The sequence below is a fragment of the Agromyces sp. Root81 genome, assembly GCF_001429165.1.
Classification (GTDB): domain Bacteria; phylum Actinomycetota; class Actinomycetes; order Actinomycetales; family Microbacteriaceae; genus Agromyces.
On record NZ_LMIR01000001.1, the window covers coordinates 851,367 to 868,158 of the forward strand.

15 protein-coding genes and 1 riboswitch are annotated in these 16,792 nt (G+C 70.7%); of the genes, 1 reads left to right on the forward strand and 14 read right to left on the reverse strand.

Translation table 11 applies throughout. The annotated features are described in order from the left end of the window. Positions 1–14: 14 nt before the first annotated feature. From ASE14_RS04105 to ASE14_RS04140, 8 genes are all read right to left on the reverse strand, one after another. Positions 15–269 carry a hypothetical protein gene (locus tag ASE14_RS04105; protein WP_056651027.1) on the reverse strand — a complete coding sequence of 85 codons (255 nt, stop codon included), beginning with the start codon at positions 267–269 and terminating at the stop codon, positions 15–17. A 118-nt stretch (positions 270–387) separates the two neighbouring features. Further along, positions 388–975, reverse strand: a complete 588-nt coding sequence (locus tag ASE14_RS04110; protein WP_056651030.1) for an AAA family ATPase — start codon at positions 973–975, stop codon at positions 388–390. Further along, positions 966–1,739: an energy-coupling factor transporter transmembrane protein EcfT gene (locus ASE14_RS04115; protein WP_200953258.1), complete on the reverse strand. Its 774-nt coding sequence runs from the start codon at positions 1,737–1,739 to the stop codon at positions 966–968. Before ASE14_RS04115 ends, ASE14_RS04110 begins: the two co-directional genes overlap by 10 nt. Then, positions 1,736–3,226 carry an ABC transporter ATP-binding protein gene (locus tag ASE14_RS04120; RefSeq protein ID WP_082600043.1) on the reverse strand — a complete coding sequence of 497 codons (1,491 nt, stop codon included), beginning with the start codon at positions 3,224–3,226 and terminating at the stop codon, positions 1,736–1,738. Before ASE14_RS04120 ends, ASE14_RS04115 begins: the two co-directional genes overlap by 4 nt. A gap of 1 nt (position 3,227) precedes the next feature. Further along, positions 3,228–3,863, reverse strand: a complete 636-nt coding sequence (locus ASE14_RS04125) for an ECF transporter S component (RefSeq protein ID WP_056651036.1) — start codon at positions 3,861–3,863, stop codon at positions 3,228–3,230. Between the two features lie 39 nt (positions 3,864–3,902). Next, positions 3,903–4,012: riboswitch (TPP riboswitch) on the reverse strand. Positions 4,013–4,074: 62 nt separating this feature from the next. Then, positions 4,075–4,407, reverse strand: a complete 333-nt coding sequence (locus tag ASE14_RS04130; RefSeq protein ID WP_056651038.1) for a hypothetical protein — start codon at positions 4,405–4,407, stop codon at positions 4,075–4,077. A 59-nt stretch (positions 4,408–4,466) separates the two neighbouring features. Continuing rightward, positions 4,467–5,732 (reverse strand): DNA polymerase IV, encoded by a 1,266-nt coding sequence (locus ASE14_RS04135; RefSeq protein WP_056651041.1) that lies wholly within the window; start codon positions 5,730–5,732, stop codon positions 4,467–4,469. A 60-nt stretch (positions 5,733–5,792) separates the two neighbouring features. Next, entirely contained in the window at positions 5,793–6,431 is a 639-nt protein-coding gene (locus tag ASE14_RS04140) for a hypothetical protein (RefSeq protein WP_056651044.1), read from the reverse strand. 168 nt (positions 6,432–6,599) lie between these two features. Between ASE14_RS04140 and ASE14_RS04145 the strand changes: the two genes are divergently transcribed. After that, positions 6,600–7,898: an acyltransferase gene (locus tag ASE14_RS04145; protein ID WP_056651047.1), complete on the forward strand. Its 1,299-nt coding sequence runs from the start codon at positions 6,600–6,602 to the stop codon at positions 7,896–7,898. Positions 7,899–7,965: 67 nt separating this feature from the next. Here the strand turns inward: ASE14_RS04145 and gatB are convergent, their stop codons facing one another. The 6 genes from gatB to mnmA form a co-directional block, all read right to left on the reverse strand. Beyond that, positions 7,966–9,480 carry an Asp-tRNA(Asn)/Glu-tRNA(Gln) amidotransferase subunit GatB gene (gene gatB / locus ASE14_RS04150; protein ID WP_056651051.1) on the reverse strand — a complete coding sequence of 505 codons (1,515 nt, stop codon included), beginning with the start codon at positions 9,478–9,480 and terminating at the stop codon, positions 7,966–7,968. Further along, entirely contained in the window at positions 9,480–11,015 is a 1,536-nt protein-coding gene (gatA, locus tag ASE14_RS04155) for an Asp-tRNA(Asn)/Glu-tRNA(Gln) amidotransferase subunit GatA (RefSeq protein ID WP_056651056.1), read from the reverse strand. The genes gatB and gatA overlap by 1 nt, the downstream gene beginning before the upstream one ends. Beyond that, positions 11,012–11,314, reverse strand: a complete 303-nt coding sequence (gene gatC, locus ASE14_RS04160) for an Asp-tRNA(Asn)/Glu-tRNA(Gln) amidotransferase subunit GatC (RefSeq protein ID WP_056651063.1) — start codon at positions 11,312–11,314, stop codon at positions 11,012–11,014. Before gatC ends, gatA begins: the two co-directional genes overlap by 4 nt. 36 nt (positions 11,315–11,350) lie before the next feature. Next, positions 11,351–13,120, reverse strand: coding sequence for an alkaline phosphatase family protein (locus ASE14_RS04165; RefSeq protein ID WP_056651066.1), 1,770 nt, complete (start codon positions 13,118–13,120; stop codon positions 11,351–11,353). Between the two features lie 36 nt (positions 13,121–13,156). Beyond that, entirely contained in the window at positions 13,157–15,523 is a 2,367-nt protein-coding gene (ligA, locus tag ASE14_RS04170) for an NAD-dependent DNA ligase LigA (RefSeq protein WP_369816448.1), read from the reverse strand. Positions 15,524–15,589: 66 nt separating this feature from the next. Continuing rightward, positions 15,590–16,696 carry a tRNA 2-thiouridine(34) synthase MnmA gene (gene mnmA / locus ASE14_RS04175; RefSeq protein WP_082600047.1) on the reverse strand — a complete coding sequence of 369 codons (1,107 nt, stop codon included), beginning with the start codon at positions 16,694–16,696 and terminating at the stop codon, positions 15,590–15,592. Between the last annotated feature and the right edge of the window lie 96 nt (positions 16,697–16,792).

The window sequence follows — 16,792 nt, forward strand, 5'->3', positions numbered from 1 at the left end:
GCAGACGTACCGCCTCAGTCGTTCTCGTCGTCGGACTCGACCGGGTCGGAGTCGTCGGCGTCGAACCGGAACTGCACCCGCACCTGGCCGTTGACCTGGCGCTCGTCGACCGCGTCGTACCAGAACAGCGATTCGAGACCGTCGACGGCGGCGACCATGCCGACGCGCTGCTCGGGCTTGCCGCCGACGAGGATGCGCTGCTCGAACTCGCCCTCGAGCGGGCCGTCGAGGAACTCCGCGACGTACTGGGCGGCTGTATCTGTGCTCATGTCACTACCGTAGCCCTCGGCATGCCCGAACCGGCAGGTCGTACCGCAGTTCGGGGGCGGCGTTCCACGGGCACCGGCCGCAGGCACCGGCCGCAGTCCGCAGGCCGCGGTCGACTGCTCAGACGCCGGCGACCCGCACGCGCGCATCGGCACGGCGGGCGGGCGCGGTGCGTGCGACGTACCGGCGCCACTGGCGCTCCCACAGGTCCCAGTACGGGTCGAACGCCCCGGCGTCGCGCTCGAGTGCGCGGCGCTTGCGCACGCGAGGCGATGCCTCGACCCAGATCGCAACCGCCTCGACCGACGATGTCGCGGCGAACGCCCCGCAGCCCTCGACGATGAGCGCCCGGCCCGGCCTGCTCTGTTCGATCGAGCCGACCCGATCGGCCGCCCAGTCCCATCGTCGCCACGTACCGACCGCGCCGCGTGCGTGGCGAGCCACGAGTTCGTGCGCGAGCGCCGCTCCGGCCGACTCGAGCCCCTCCCAGCCCGGGTACACGTCGTCGAGGCGCACGAGTTCGGGCGCGTGGCCCGGCCACGCCTGCACGAGTGCATCGGCGAGGGTGCTCTTGCCGGACCCGCTCGGCCCGTCGATCGCCACCACCCGGGTGCGTGCCGCGCGGCATCGCTCGAGTACGAGCTGCACCGCGGATGCCGCGGCGGCGGTCGCGAGGGCCGCGCGCTCGTCGCCCGCGGTCACGCCCACACCGCGTGGAACGTACCCGCCCAGAGCGCGGCGCCGACAGCGAGCACGGCGATGCCGACGGCGATGCAGAGGAGCGCGGCATCGGGCCAGCCGACTCTGGACTCGCGCGCCCACGTGCGCGGGTGGTCGGAACCGAACCCGCGGGCCTCCATCGCCGTAGCGAGCTTGCTGCCGCGCCGGATGGCGAGCACGAGGAGGGCGAACGCCATGGTCGCGAACCGGCGGATCACGCCGTGATCGCCGATGCCGCGCGCACGGCGCGACAGCGCCATCGCCCGCCAGTCCTCCATGAAGAGGCCGACGAGTCGTGCGCCCGCCAGCGCGCCGAGCACGAAGCGACTCGGGAGGCGGGCGACCTGCGCGAGCCCGTCGGCGAGTTCCGTCGGGTCGACGTTCATGAACAGGAGCACCGCGGGCAGCCCGATGGCGAGCACGCGCACGGTGACCGCGACGGCGAGCTCGATCGACCCGTCGGTGACGCGCGCGAGCCAGAACGACCAGTACTCGGTGCCCTCTGGCTGGCCGTAGAGCAGCATGCTGAGCCCGGCGATCGGTGCCGCGATGAGGATCGGCCAGGTCCGGGCGACGAGCACCCGCGGCGTCACCCCCGCCATCGCGAAGAGCACGAGCTGCACGACGAGCGCGACGGCGGCGCTCACCCAGTCGACGGTGAGCAGCAGCGGCGTCGTCAGGAGCATCGCCGCGGCGAGGCGGCTGACGGGGTTCACCCGGTCGACGAGGTGCAGTCGAGGCGCCCTGGTCATGCCGCAGCTTCCATTCGCAGTGCGTCGCTGCCGAGGTCGAGGTGCTGGTCGCCGAGGGCGTCGAGGTACGCCGCATCATGGCTGACCGAGAGGAGGGTCGTGCCGTCGTCGACGAGCCCGCGCAGCAGGGTCACGAGCTCGATCCAGGTGAGGCGGTCCTGCCCGAAGGTCGGTTCGTCGAGGATGACGACGCGCGGTTGCGCGACGAGCGCGCATCCGACCGTGAGGCGTCGCTGCTCGCCACCCGACAGGGTGAACGGGTTCGCCTCGGCGAGGCGGTCGAGCCGCAGTCGTTCGAGCACCTCCCGGGTGCGCCGCGCCGTCGTCGCGGCGTCCAGGCCGAGAGCGCGCGGCGCGACTTCGAGCTCGCGCTGCACCGTCGAGGCGACGAACTGATGCTCGGGCTCCTGGAACACGGTGCCGATGCGGGTGAGGAGTTCTCGTGAGCGCCACCGGATCGGGTCGGCCTTCAGGCCGCCCGCCAGTTCCGTCGAGGCCCGCACCCGCCCCGCCAGCGGTGGCAGCAGTCCGCCCATCGTGAGTGCGAGCGTCGACTTGCCGGCGCCGTTCGGCCCGGTGAGCACCGTCGACGCTGCGCGGGGCAGCGCCAGCGTGAGACCGTCGCGCACGACGGCGTCGCTCCGGCGCCCGATCGTGAGGTCGACGCCATCGAGATCGACGACGGATGACGCAGGCGCGGGCCGCGCGGCCGACACCGCCGGTGGTACACCCGGCACCCAGACGCCGGCTGCGAGCAGCGCTTCGCGCTGCGTCGCGACGACCTCTGCCGGATCGCCGTCGGCGATCAGCCGGCCGTTGCGGCCGAGCACGACCACACGGGTGACGAGGTCGATCCAGACGTCGACGCGGTGCTCGACGACGACGAACGTCGCGCCCGTGCGTTCGAGGGTGCGTGCGACCGCCTGGCGCACCTCGTCGACTCCCGCGGGGTCGAGGTTCGCCGTGGGCTCGTCGAGCAGCAGCAGTCCCGGCCCCATCGCGAGGGCGCCGGCCAGCGCGAGGCGCTGCTTCTGGCCGCCGGAGAGCGCGCTCGTGGGGTGGTCGAGCGGAAGATCGAGCCCGACGTCGTCGAGTGCCCGCCGCACGCGCGGCCAGATCTCATCGCGCAGCACACCGAGGTTCTCGCACCCGAAGGCCACGTCATCGCCCACCCTCGCGAGGATGACCTGCGAATCCGGGTCCTGGAGCACGAGGCTCGCTCGCCCGCGTACCGCCCCCGGCCACTCGCCGTCGATCAGGAGCGAACCGGTCTCCTCCCCTTCTTCTGCGCCGCCGTGGACGCCGGCGAGCGCGTGCAGGAGGGTCGACTTGCCCGACCCCGAGGGCCCGAGCAGCAGCACCCGCTCCCCCGGCGAGACGACGAGGTCGATGCCATCGAGCGCCGAGAGCTTGCGCCCGGCATGCCGCCAGCCCCACCCGCGCGCCTCCACGCGCGCGGGACGGGTGGCGTCGAAACGGTCCGCCACGTCAGACCCGCTGGGCCACGTCTTGACCTGCGGCGAAGCGGCTGAGTGCCCCGGTCGCGGCGAGACCGCGCACGATGAGCCAGCCGAGGAGTCCGGCCAGCACCGCGCCCGAGATGACGACGGTCGTGAAGTAGAGCCCGAGGAACTCGGCGGACTTCGCCAGGTTGCCGGAGGTGAAGAGTTCGAGCGTCCAGGCGGCGGCGCCCGCGGCGGCGCCCGCGAGCATCGCGGGCAGGAGGCCGAAGCGGCGGTAGGCGAAGAGCGCGAAGACCAGTTCGGCGCCGAGTCCCTGCGCCAGGCCGGAGTAGATCGTCTCGATGCCCCACTGGTTGCCGATGAGGGCGGAGACGATCGCCGCGAGCAGTTCGACGAAGAGCGCTGCGCCCGGCTTGCGGATGATCAGCCCGCCGAGCACGCCGCCGATCAGCCAGATGCCGACGGCGACGCCGCCGAGCCCCGGGGTGAGGGCGTCGGCCGCGCTGAACCACGCGTAGCCGACGTTGTTCCAGAAGAGGAAGAGCAGCCCGGTCGCGACGCCGATGACGCTTGCGACGACGATGTCGACGACCCGCCAGCGCAGATCGCGCGGCTTGCGGGGCGTGGAGGGGCTGCTGGTCTCTGATGCTGCAGTGTGCACTGTCGTGCCCTTTCGATTCGTGGAAAGAGGCACGGGAAATTGAGATGTGATTGGCCTCCCTGCGCTGGCATGACCCAGATCAGGTTCGACGGTCGAAGGTTGAGAACCTTCCTCTCAGCCCGGCTCACCGGACTCCCGTGTTCGCACACGAGTATACGCCGATGGCGCGGGCCAAGGCGGCAGCGGCCGATTCCGCTGCCGCTGATCGCCGTCAGCGCTTGAGCGCGCGGATCACCATGCGGAGTGCTTTGCCGGTCACCCAGACGAGCGGCGTCGCGACGAGCAGCAACCCGATGAGGTTCGGTTCGAAGCGGACATCACCCGAGCGACCGACGTATGCGCCGAGCGGAATGGAGAGCCCGCCACCGCCGCCGCCACCCGCCTGATCGCCGGCTCCGTCCGAGCCGCTTCCTGCGCCGAAGCCGTAGTATCCGAGCGCCACCGGCACGAGCGTGGTGCCGTCGATGTCGACGGCGTCGCCGTACGAGGTCTTGACGCCGACACCGGCGACGGTCTCGGCAAGGTCCAGAACGAGTTCAGCCATGCGTCCACGCTACCCGCGCCCCGGTCCGTGAACCACCCCTCGGGGCAATCCCGAAGGACTCAGCGTGCGTCGCCGCCATCCGGGTCCTTGCGGCGCGACGACTCGACCCGATCGGCAGCACGGCGAACCAGGGAAGCCGGGCGAACCGCACCTCGCCCGAACCGCGCAGTCACCTCGTCGATCGTGCGCTCCGCATCGCGCCACTCCTCGTCGGGGTCCCACAGCATCGCACCGCTGCCCGACGCCCGGAGCTGCTCGGCACGCACCCCGATCAGACGGATGCGCGCTCCGTCGCCCGCGAGCTCGCCGAGCGCAGCGGATGCCTCGTCGTAGATGCGCCGCGCGACATCGGTCGGCTCCCCCAGGGTGCGCGACCGCGTGACGGTGCGGAAGTCGCCGTAGCGGAGCTTCAGCACGACCGTACGACCGACGAGCCCGGCCCGGCGCAGTCGCACCGCGACATCGTCGGAGAGCCGCAGGAGTTCGCGTCGCAGCTGCTCGAGGTCGGTGAGGTCGTAGCCGAAGGTGACCTCGTGCCCGATGCTCTTCTCTTCGCGCCCGGTGACGACGTCTCGTGCGTCGACGCCCATCGCGAGATGGCCGAGCTTCGACGCGAGTGCCCGCCCGAGCGCCCGTTCGAGGGCGTCTGCCGGCATCGCGGCGACGTCGCCGACCGTGCGCAGTCCGATGCGGGTGAGCGACTCCTCGGTGACCTTGCCGACGCCCCAGAGTGCGGAGACCGGGAGCGGATGCAGGAACTCGAGCGTGCGGTCGGCCGGCACGACGAGCATGCCGTCTGGCTTCGCGCGACTCGATGCGACCTTCGCCACGAACTTCGTCGCCGCGACACCCACCGAGCAGGTGAGGCCGGTCTCGTCGTAGACCCTCCGGCGAAGGCTCCACGCGATCTCGGCGGGGCTGCCGTGCAGTCGTCGGGCGCCGGACACGTCGAGGAACGCCTCGTCGATCGAGAGCTTCTCGACGAGCGGCGTGACCTCTTCGAAGATGGTCATGACGCGACGCGAATACTCGGTGTAGCTCGCGTAGTCGCCGCGGAGCACGACCGCGTTCGGGCAGCGCTGCAGTGCGAGCGACATGGGCATCGCCGAATTGACGCCGAAGCGGCGGGCCTCGTAGCTCGCGGCGGACACGACGCCGCGCCCGGCGGTGCCGCCGACGAGCACGGGCTTGCCGCGCAGATCGGGCCGTTTCAGCAGCTCGACGGAGACGAAGAACGCGTCCATGTCGACGTGCAGGATCGGTGTCGCCGAATCGTCGACCGGACCGGTGGTCACTTGGCGCGACGAGCCGTCCTGCTTGCTCATGATGCGACCATATCCGCTGCCACCGTCATCAGGTCCGCCGACGGTCGACGGCGGCGAGGGTCAGAACCCGAAGTCGCCGCCACCGCCGAAGTCGCCCCCACCGAAATCGCCGAAGCCGCCGAAGTCACCGCCCGAATCGGCACCTGACGCGTCGTACCCGCCGTCGGCACCGGCATCCCCGCCGCCATCGGCGCCCGAGTCGCCTGCGTCGCCATCGGCCCCCGCCTCGACAGCCGAGGGGTCGGGCAGGAACGCCTGCGCGATCGCCGAGCCGACGACCACACCGGCCACCGAGCCGAGCAGCGAGCCGGCGAACATGCCGCCGAACGAGGGGCCGCCCTGCTGGGGGCGCCCGCCCGCGGCATCCGCTCGGTTGAAGGCTCGCTCGACGCTGCCGGGTGCGCGCAGCTCGGCGCGCGTCGCGGCCCGGGCCAGCGCGCTCGGCTCGTCGGAGACGAGTCGTTCACCGGCAGGGGCTTCCTCGCTGAGCGAGGCGAAGACGGCCTGGCGCTGCTGCGGCGTGAGCTTCGCGAACGCCTCGGCGTGCACCGCCTCGACCGACTCGGGCGGAGCGGTGCGCAGCAGGTACCGGTAGCGCTCGACTGCGAGTTCGTCGTCGCTCAGCCTGCGGGCCGGCTGGGCCTGCTGCCTCGGCGGCTCGGCCGGTACTGCACCGAAGAGACGGTCAAGGAATCCCATGTTGTCCTCGTCAATCGTTCAGGGGACGACCAATCTATGGCCGACAGCATTGAGCGTGCTGTGAATCGGGTGCGCGCCGCTCGCATCGCGTCGGCCACGTCACCGGGGTCGTAGCACCGTGAGCGTGCCAGAATTGCCATAGGGCCGGACGAAGTAGTCGGAGGGGTCGTGAGCGAATCGAGCGCACCGCATCCCACCGGGTTCGCGCCCGGCGCAACCGCGCGTGATCCCGTCATCGATCTCGTGCGCGTGCTGTGCGTCGCACTCGTGGTCGTGGGCCACATGCTGATGATCGGCGCGGCGGTCGTTCCCGGTCGCGGACTGGTGGTCGAGCGCACACTCCTCGAGACGAACTGGATCGGCCCGGTCACGTGGATCGCACAGGTCATGCCGCTGTTCTTCGTGGTCGGCGGATTCGCCGGCATCGGCGCTTGGCGGCGCCTCGAGGCATCCGGAGGGTCGGCGGCCGACTTCATCCGCTCTCGCATCCTCAGGCTCGCGCGCCCGTCGATCGCGCTGTTCGCCGCGCTCGCCCTCGCCATACTCGTGATGCACCTCACCGGTGTCGATCCCGTTGCGGTCCGGCTCATCGGCATGGGAATCTCGTCACCGCTCTGGTTCCTCGCGGCGTACGCCTTCGCGCAGGCCTCCCTCCCCGGGCTCGCGACGTTCCACTCCATGGCGCCCTGGCGGACGCTTGCGACCCTGGCAGCCGGCGCGCTGACATTCGACGTGCTGCGCTTCGCGACCGGCATCGAAGCACTCGGACTCCTGAACATGACGTTCGTCTGGTTGTTCGTGCAGCAGCTGGGTTTCTGGATGGCCGACGGATGGTTCCGCGCCCGGTCGAAGGTCATCGTCGCGGCGATCGGCGGCAGTGCCTACCTCCTGCTCGTCGGCCTCGTCGGAATCGGATACCCCGGTAACATGCTCGACAATCTCAATCCGCCGACCTTCGCGATCGTCGCACTCGCCGTCGGACAGACGTGCCTGCTCGTCCTCGTGCATCCGGCGCTCGCGCGCCTGATGACCGTGCGGGTGGTACGCGCGGTGGTCGCGACGGTCGGATCCCGCTTGATGACGATCTACCTGTGGCACCTGCCGGTGCTCGCGCTCGTGATCGGCCTGCTGCTGCTCACGCCCCTGCCGTCACCGTCGGCCGGCTCCGCCGAATGGTGGTTGACCCGGCCGGTGATCTTCCTCGTCATGGTCGGGGTGCTCGCCGGGATCTCGATGCTGTTCGGCCGATTGGAGCGCCCGTTGCCGAGCCACGGGAACCGCGTGCCCGACTGGTCGGCCGGACTCGCCGCCGCGTGCATGGTCGTACCGCCGTTCGCCGTGATCGTCTTCGGTCTCGACTTCGTCGTCGCCGCGTCGAGCGCGATCCTGCTCACGGCGGCCGTACTCCTCCTGCGCCCGCTGCCCGCGCGCCTGCGCGAGCGCGGCCCGACCACCGTCGCGCTCTAGCGATCGGAACGGCCGCATCGCTCGCTCGCCTGAACGAGTCGGAGTCGAGCGACGCGACCGCGCCTGATCAGGCCTGAGCGCGCTCGAGCACGAGCTCGCGTACGCGAGCAGCGTCGGCCTTGCCCTGCATCGCCTTCATGACCGCACCGATGACCGCGCCGGCCGCCTGCACCTTGCCGTCGCGGATCTTCGCGAGCACGTCGGGCTGCGACGCGAGCGCCTCGTCGATGGCGGCGATCAGCGCGCCGTCGTCGGAGACGACCGCGAGGCCGCGCGCGTCGACGACCTGCTGCGGCGAGCCCTCGCCGGCGATGACGCCCTCGAGCACCTGGCGGGCCAAGCGGTCGGTGAGCGTGCCGGAGTCGACGAGCTGCGCGAGTTCGGCGACGTGCTCGGGCGACACGAGGCCCGACGCGTCGACGTCGGCGGCATTCGCGAGACGGGCGATCTCACCCGTCCACCACTTGCGCGCGGCGGCGGGCGTCGCGCCAGCCGCGACGGTCTCGGCCAGCTCGTTCAGCATGCCCGAGTTCGCCACGATCTGGAACTCGTCGTCACTGAAGCCCCACTCGGACTTCAGGCGTCGGCGGCGCGCGGCGGGCGCTTCGGGCAGCGCGGCGCGCAGCTCGTCGACGAGCTCCTTCGAGGGCACGACCGGCAGCAGGTCGGGCTCGGGGAAGTAGCGGTAGTCGTCGGCGTCGGACTTCGGACGGCCGGCGCTCGTGGCACCGGTGTCCTCGTGCCAGTGGCGCGTCTCCTGGATGATCGTGCCGCCGCCCGCGAGGATGGCCGCCTGACGCTGGATCTCGTAGCGCACGGCGCGCTCCACCGAGCGCATCGAGTTGACGTTCTTCGTCTCGGTGCGGGTGCCGAGCTTCTCCTGGCCGCGCGGCCGAAGCGAGACGTTCGCGTCGCAGCGGAGGTTGCCGCGCTCCATGCGCGCCTCGGAGATGCCGAGCGAGAGCACGATGTCGCGGATCGTGGCGACGTACGCCTTCGCGAGCGCCGGGGTGTCGGCCTCGCCGCCGAAGATCGGACGCGTCACGATCTCGACGAGCGGAACGCCGGCGCGGTTGTAGTCGACGAGCGAGTACTCGGCGCCCTGGATGCGGCCGGTCGAGCCGCCCACGTGCGTGAGCTTGCCCGCATCCTCCTCCATGTGCGCGCGCTCGATCGGCACCGTGAAGACGCGGCCGTTCTCGAGCTCGACCTCGACCTCGCCGTCGAACGCGATCGGCTCGTCGTACTGCGAGATCTGGTAGTTCTTCGCGAGGTCGGGGTAGAAGTAGTTCTTGCGTGCGAACCGGCTCGACGGCGCGATCTCGCAGCCGAGCGCGAGGCCCAGGCTGATCGAATACTTCACGGCGTCGCCGTTGACCACGGGCAGCGAACCCGGCAGGCCGAGGCAGACGGGCGTGATGAGCGTGTTCGGCTCGGCTCCGTGGAACTGCGAGTTCGCCGGGTTCGGGGCCGAGGAGAACATCTTGGTCGTGGTGTTCAGCTCGACGTGCACCTCGAGGCCGATGACCGGTTCGAAGAGTTCGAGGGCCTTGTCGAAGTCCATCAGTTCAGCGCGGGCCATCAGAGTGCGCCTTCCTCGGTCGCGGTGAGCTCATGGGCGGAGAGGTCGGGGGCCTGCGCGAGGAGCGGTCCGCCCCAACGCGCTTCGAGCAGCTGCTCGAGTGCGGCACCGACGTTGTAGAGACGCGCGTCCTCACGCGCCGGCGCCAGGAACTGGATGCCGACGGGCAGGCCGTCTTCGGGCGCGAGGCCCGACGGCAGCGAGATGCCGGGCACGCCGGCGAGGTTCGCGGGGATCGTCGCGATGTCGTTCAGGTACATCGATACGGGGTCGGCGAGCTTCTCGCCGAACTTGAACGCGGTCGTCGGCGCGGTCGGCGACGCGAGCACGTCGACGTTCGCGAACGCCGCGTCGAAGTCGCGCTGCACGAGCGTGCGCACTTTCTGCGCGGAGCCGTAGTAGGCGTCGTAGTAGCCCGCAGAGAGTGCGTAGGTGCCGAGGATGATGCGGCGCTTCACCTCGGGACCGAAGCCCGCCTCGCGCGTGGCCGACATGACCTGCTCGACGGTGCCGCCGCCCTCGGGCGTGACCCGGAGGCCGAAGCGCACCGAGTCGAACTTCGCGAGGTTCGACGACGCCTCGGCCGGGAGGATCAGGTAGTACGCCGCGATGGAGTACTCGAAGTGAGGTGCGGAGACCTCGACGATCTCGGCGCCGTTCTTCTCGAGCAGCTCGAGCGACTCGTGGAAGCGCTGACGCACGCCGGCCTGGAAGCCCTCGCCGTCGAGTTCCTTGATGACGCCGATGCGGAGGCCGGAGACATCCGCTCGCCGCACCGCGTCGGCCATCGACGGCCACGCCTCGGGGATCGACGTGGAGTCGAGCGGGTCGTGCCCGGCGATCACGTCGTGGAGGAGGGCCGCGTCGAGCACGGTGCGCGTGACGGGGCCGATCTGGTCGAGCGAGGAGGCCAGGGCGATCGAGCCGTAGCGGCTGACCGCGCCGTACGTCGGCTTCACGCCGACGGTGCCGGTGACATGCGCAGGCTGGCGGATCGAGCCGCCGGTGTCGGAGCCGAGCGCGAGGGGTGCTTCGAACGCCGCGACGGATGCCGCGGAGCCGCCGCCGGAGCCGCCGGGGATGCGGTCGAGGTCCCAGGGGTTGTGGGTCGGACCGTACGCCGAGTGCTCGGTCGACGAGCCCATGGCGAACTCGTCCATGTTGGTCTTGCCGAGGGGGATCATGCCCGCCTCGCGCACCTTCGTGACGGGCGTCGCATCGTACGGCGGGATCCAGCCCTCGAGGATGCGGGAGCCCGACGTGGACGGCATGCCCTTCGTGACGAGCACGTCCTTGATCGCGATCGGCACGCCCGCGAGCGGGCCGAGGGGTGCGCCGGCGGCACGCCGGCGGTCGATCTCGGCAGCCGTCTCGATGGCGCGCTCGCCCTCGACGTGCAGGAACGCGTGCACGGCACCGTCGACCGCGGCGATGCGATCGAGGTGCGCGCGGGTGGCCTCGACCGAGGAGACCTCGCCGGCGGCGAGCTTCTCGCCGAGTGCGGCCGCCGACAGGCGGATCAGTTCGTCGCTCACTGCTCTTCTCCCAGGATGGCCGAGACCTTGAATCGCGAGTCGTCGGACTCGGGGGCGCCCGCGAGCGCCTCGTCTGCGGTGAGCACGGTCGTGCCCACGACGTCGTCGCGGAAGACGTTCTGCATCGGGATCGGGTGGCTCGTCGGCGGCACGTCGGGCGTGGCGACCTCGCTCACCTTCTCGACCGCGTGCATGATCTGGCCGAGCTCCGTGGTGAGGTGGCCGATCTCTTCATCGGTGAGCGCGATGCGGGCGAGGTTCGCGAGATGCGCGACCTGCTCCGCAGTGATTTCGGACATGCTGCTCCGTCGTCTCGGGATGGGGATGCATCGATTCTATCGGGGCTCGCCGAACAGCCCGATGCCGTACTTCTGCAGGAGCTCGTACGCGTCGGCGTAGGTCTCGGGCTCCTCGTCGTCGGGGCGCCCGAACTTCGCGAGCAGCAACCCCAGCAGGCCGCGTGCCGGCGGGCTCAGCGGCTTGTCCTTGTGCGCGTGCCCGGGGTGCGGGGCATCGGCCTGCGGGTTCGGCGGGATGTACTGCGGGGTCGTCGACGGCCAGGTCAGCGGATGCCTCGGCGTGTCGAGGTTCACCGCGGTGAACATGTCGTTCGCCTCGGCGTCGCGCCGAGTGAGCGGCTTCAGCCCGTGCAGCTTCGCCAGGGTCGCGATCACGGCGCCGTGATGCATCTCGTCGTTGATCACGCTGCCCGCGCGCGTGTAGGCGGAGACGGCGATCGCCGGTACGCGGCATCCGAGTCGATCGAAGCGGAAGCCCATCTCGCCGGCCGGCTCGTCGACCTCCGGCGGCGTGGCCGACGGCGGGGGCACGTGGTCGTAGCATCCACCGTGCTCGTCGAAGGTGATCAGCAGCATCGTGTTCAGCGCGTTCGAGCCGTCGGAGGACGCGCTCGCCTTGACGGCCTCGTAGATCTCGTGGACGAGGGCCTCGCCCGCCCTGACATCGGAGATCGCACTGTCGACGACCTCGGTGCCGTCGACATCGCTCTCGCGGAGCCTGCCGAACGGCGGGTGGAAGTCGTTGTGGTTGTAGGTCATGCGCGGTTCGATGAACGAGTACGCCGGCAGCTCGCCGTTCTTCACGTCGTCGTAGAACTGCTCCATCGTCGCGAAGTGCGCGGTGCGCCAGTACTTCTCGAGCACCGGCGCGTGCAGCACGCCCGTGAACGAGACGAGCTGGAGTTCGTCGAAGTAGACCCGCCACGAGATGCCCGCGTCTTCGAGGCGATTGAAGATCGTCGGGGTGGCGGGCGCGTCGAGCCACTTGGTGTACCCACCACCGTGCTTGTTCGTGACGAAGCCGTGCGAGGTCGAGGCGTGGAAGAAGGAGCGGTTGCAGAAGGTCTGCGATGGCACACCGGCGTGCCAGGCGTCGTACACCGCGAAGTTCTTCGCGAGGGTCGAGAGCACTGGGAGCATCTCGGCGGAGAACGAGCCCATGATCTGCGCGAGCTCCCCGGGATCGGGCGCTGTGCCCTTCTTGAGTCGCTCGTAGTTGACGAGGTAGTCGGTCACGAAGCCGTCCATGGCGGGCTTCGCGTTCGACTTCGGCGCGTTGAAGGGCGTCTGCATCTGCTCCACGAAGAGCTCGGCATTGCCGGGCGGGTCGATCGTGTTGAAGATCTGCGTGTTGACGTGCGGGTATTCCTCGCCCGGGTCGGGGTTCGGACGCCCCATGATCTCGTCGGTCGCCCCCTCGTACACGTGGGCGGCGATCGTCGTGCCGTCGGGAGCCGTGTTCGAGTAGTCGCCGAACGCCAGACCGTCGAACTGCGCCCCGTCGGGCAGGTCGTCGGTCGAGTACAGCCAGCCGAGCAGGTTGTCGAAGGAGCGGTTCTCGCCCATGACGACGACGAGATGGTCGAAGCCCGCCTTCTCGCGGGGGCTGAAGGCGGCGAAGTCGTCGGCACCGGCCTCGTAGCCGAGCGCGTGTCCGATCGAGGCGCCAATCGCGGCCCCGACGCCGCCGCCGACCACGGCTCCGGCGGCTGCGACTCCGCCGAGTTTCAGGAAGTCGCGGCGGCTCGACCCGCCGGTGCCGCTCGGTGACTCATCGGACCCGCGCTCGGTCTCGTCATCTGCCATGTCCCCTCCAGCATCGCCCCGGTGCCGCGCCCGTGATCAGTCGAGCGCGTCCGGCCCTTCAGCCACGAGCACCGCGAACTGCGCGGCGTCGAGCACCCGGATGCCGAGCTCTTCGGCCTTCGCGAGCTTGGAGCCGGCGCCAGGGCCGGCCGCGACGAAGTCGGTCTTCTTCGAGACGCTCGAGGCCGCCTTGCCGCCTGCTGCGATGATCGCCTCCTGCGCGCCCTCGCGGCTGAATCCCTCGAGCGACCCGGTCGCGACGACGGTGAGACCCGCCAGCACTCCCCCGGCGTCGGCTGCCGCGCCCGGCCCCGGATGCCCCGGGGTCGCGAACTGCACGCCCGCCGCCGTCCACCGATCGACGATGTCGAGGTGCCAGTCGATGCCGAACCATTCGATGAGCGAGTCGGCGATGATGCCGCCCACGCCCTCGACCTCGGCGAGCTGCTCACGGGTGGCGGCGCGGATCGCGTCGAGCGAGCCGAACCAGTCGGCGAGCGCACGGGCCGCGACCGGGCCGACGTGACGGATGTTGAGCGAGACGAGCAGCCGCCACAGCGGCTTCGTCTTGGCCTTCTCGAGCTCGGCGAGGAGCTTCGTCGCGGCCTCGGACGGGCCGACGACCCGGAAGTCCTTCTTCACCCCGGCGGCACGGCGCTCGGCCGGCGTCATCGTCTCGGTGCCGGGCGGGTAACTCGCGGGTCCGAGCTTCTGGAACGGCGCACGCCGCACCGGCACGCCCGTCTCCTCGTCGACCTTCGGCTCGCCCGTCTCCGCGTCGCGCACGACGACCTCGATGGGCACGAGCTCGTCGATCGTGAGGTCGAAGAGCCGGGCTTCGGTCGCGAGCGGCGGTTCAGCCGGAACGGAGGGCTGCGTGAGCGCCGCGGCCGTGACCTCACCGAGCGCCTCGATGTCGAGGCCGCCCCGCGAGCCGATGTGCTCGACGCGGCCGCGCACCTGCGCGGGGCACGACCGCGCGTTGGGGCAGCGCAGGTCGATGTCGCCCTCTTTCATGGCGCGCAGCGGCGTGCCGCACTCGGGGCAGAGCTCGGGCATGTGCCACTCGACCTCGGTGCCGTCGCGCAGCTGCTCGACGGCACCGAGGATCTCGGGGATGACGTCGCCGGCCTTGCGGAGCACCACGGTGTCGCCGATACGCACGCCCTTGGCCTTCACGACCTGCTGGTTGTGCAGCGTCGCCTGGCGCACGGTCGAGCCGGCGACCTTGACGGGCTCCATGACCGCGTACGGGGTCGCCCGGCCGGTGCGGCCGACGCCGACCACGATGTCGAGGAGCTTCGTGTGCACCTCTTCCGGCGGGTACTTGTAGGCGATCGCCCAGCGCGGGGCCCGGCTCGTGGCGCCCAGCTCGTCGTGCAGTGCGAGCTCGTCGACCTTGACGACGATGCCGTCGATCTCGTGCTCGACGTCGTGCCGGTGCTCGCCGCGCTCGGCGATGTAGCCGGCGACCTCGTCGACCGTGGCGAATACGCGGGAGTGCGGCGAGACCGGCAGACCCCAGCTCGCGAGCAGCGCGTAGATCTCCGACTGGTTGCGGACATCCGGCCGGGTCGATGCGGCACTGCGCCACGCGCCGATGCCGTGCAGGTACATCTCGAGTCGGCCGAGCCGCTCGCGCATGAGCGAGAGCTCGAAGGCGTTCTTCTTCTCCCGGCGCTGGCGCAGGCTGCCCGCGGCGGTGTTGCGGGCGTTCGCGAACTCGGGGTACTTCGTCGGGATCTCGTCGGCCGCCCGGCCCTTGGCGATCTGCTCGGCCTCGAACGCGGCCTGCAGCTCGTGCTGGCGCTCGTTGAGCGCCTCGAAGTCGCTCGTGCGCAGGAACACCTCGCCGCGCACCTCGAAGAAGGCAGGGTAGCCCTCGCCCTCGAGTCGGTGCGGGATCGCCGGGATCAGGTCGATATTCTCGGTGATGTTCTCGCCGACCCGGCCGTCGCCGCGGGTCGTCGCGGTCTCGAGCACGCCGTCGCGGTAGGCGAGGCTGATGGCGAGGCCGTCGATCTTCAGCTCGGAGAGCCAGTGCACCGGCCGACCCGCTGCTGAGGCGGTCTTCGTCGCCCAGTCGCGGAACTCGTCGATCGAGAAGACGTTGTCGAGGCTGAGCATGCGCTCGGCGTGCTCGTGCTCGAGGAAGCCCGCCGAGACGATGGCCGCGCCGACCTGCTGGGTGGGGCTGTCTTGACCTGCGAGTTCGGGGAACGCGCGCTCGAGCGCCTCGAGACGGTGGAAGGCGTCGTCGTACTCGGCGTCGGAGAGGGTCGAGTCGCCGTCGCCGTAGTACGCGAGCCGCGCACCCTCGATGCGATCGGCGAGCACGGTCGCCTCGGCTCGCGCCGCGTCGAAATCGGTCGGAAGGCCGCTGTCACCGGAGATGTCGCTCACATCGCCAATCCTATGAGCGACCGCCAACACTGCGAGGAGCCGTCGACCGAGAGTTGCAAGACGCGGCTACGCGTCGACCGGAACCGCGCTGACCGTTCGGTCGATCGTGAACTGGCCGAGCACCCGCGTGCCGACGTAGATCACGGCCGTCTGGCCGGGCGCCACGCCGTCGAGCGGATGCCCCGGCGTGACGACGAGTTCGCCGTCGACGAGCTGCGCGACGGCCGGCACGGGGTCGGCGTGGGCGCGGATCTGCACCTCGCACTCGAACGCAGTCTCGGGCTGCTCGGGCGCGAGCCCGGCCCACGAGAACCGCGACCCGGCGATGACGCCGATGGCCAGCGCCTCCTTCGGGCCGACGACGACGGTGTTCTCCTTCGGACGCACCTCGAGCACGAAGCGGGGTTTGCCATCGGCCGCTGGCGTGCCGAGGCGCATGCCGCGGCGCTGGCCGACGGTGAACGAGTGCGCTCCCTCATGCGAGCCGACGACGGCGCCCGAGCGGTCGACGATGTCGCCCGTCTCGGTGCCGACCTTGTCGGCGAGCCAGCCCCTCGTGTCGCCGTCGGGGATGAAGCAGATGTCGTAGGAGTCGGGCTTCTGCGCGACGGAGAGTCCGCGCTCGGCCGCCTCGGCGCGCACGAGCGTCTTCGACGGCGTGTCGCCGAGCGGGAAGTAGGCGTGCGCGAGCTGTTCGGCGGTGAGCACCCCGAGCACGTACGACTGGTCTTTCGCCTCGGCGCTCGCGCGGTGGAGTTCGCGGTTGCCCGAGGCATCCGTCACGATCTTGGCGTAGTGGCCGGTGGCGACGGCGTCGAAGCCGAGGGCGAGCGCCTTCTCGAGCAGTGCGGCGAACTTGATGCGCTCGTTGCAGCGCATGCACGGGTTCGGGGTGCGCCCGGCGGAGTACTCGGCGATGAAGTCGTCGACGACGTCGGCCTTGAACCGCTCCGAGAAGTCCCACACGTAGTACGGGATACCGAGCACGTTGGCGGCGCGCTGCGCGTCCATCGAGTCCTCGATCGTGCAGCAGCCACGGCTGCCGGTGCGCAGGGTGCCGGGCATGCGGCTGAGCGCCAGGTGCACGCCGACGACCTCGTGGCCGGCCTCGACGGCACGCGCAGCAGCGACGGCGCTGTCGACGCCGCCGCTCATCGCTGCGAGAACCTTCATGCCTCCAGTGTAGGCAGGCCGGCTGAGCGGATGCCCCGTAGCCCGGGTCGCGGCTGGTTCAGCGGTCGCCTCTCGACCACTCCGTGCACAGCTTCG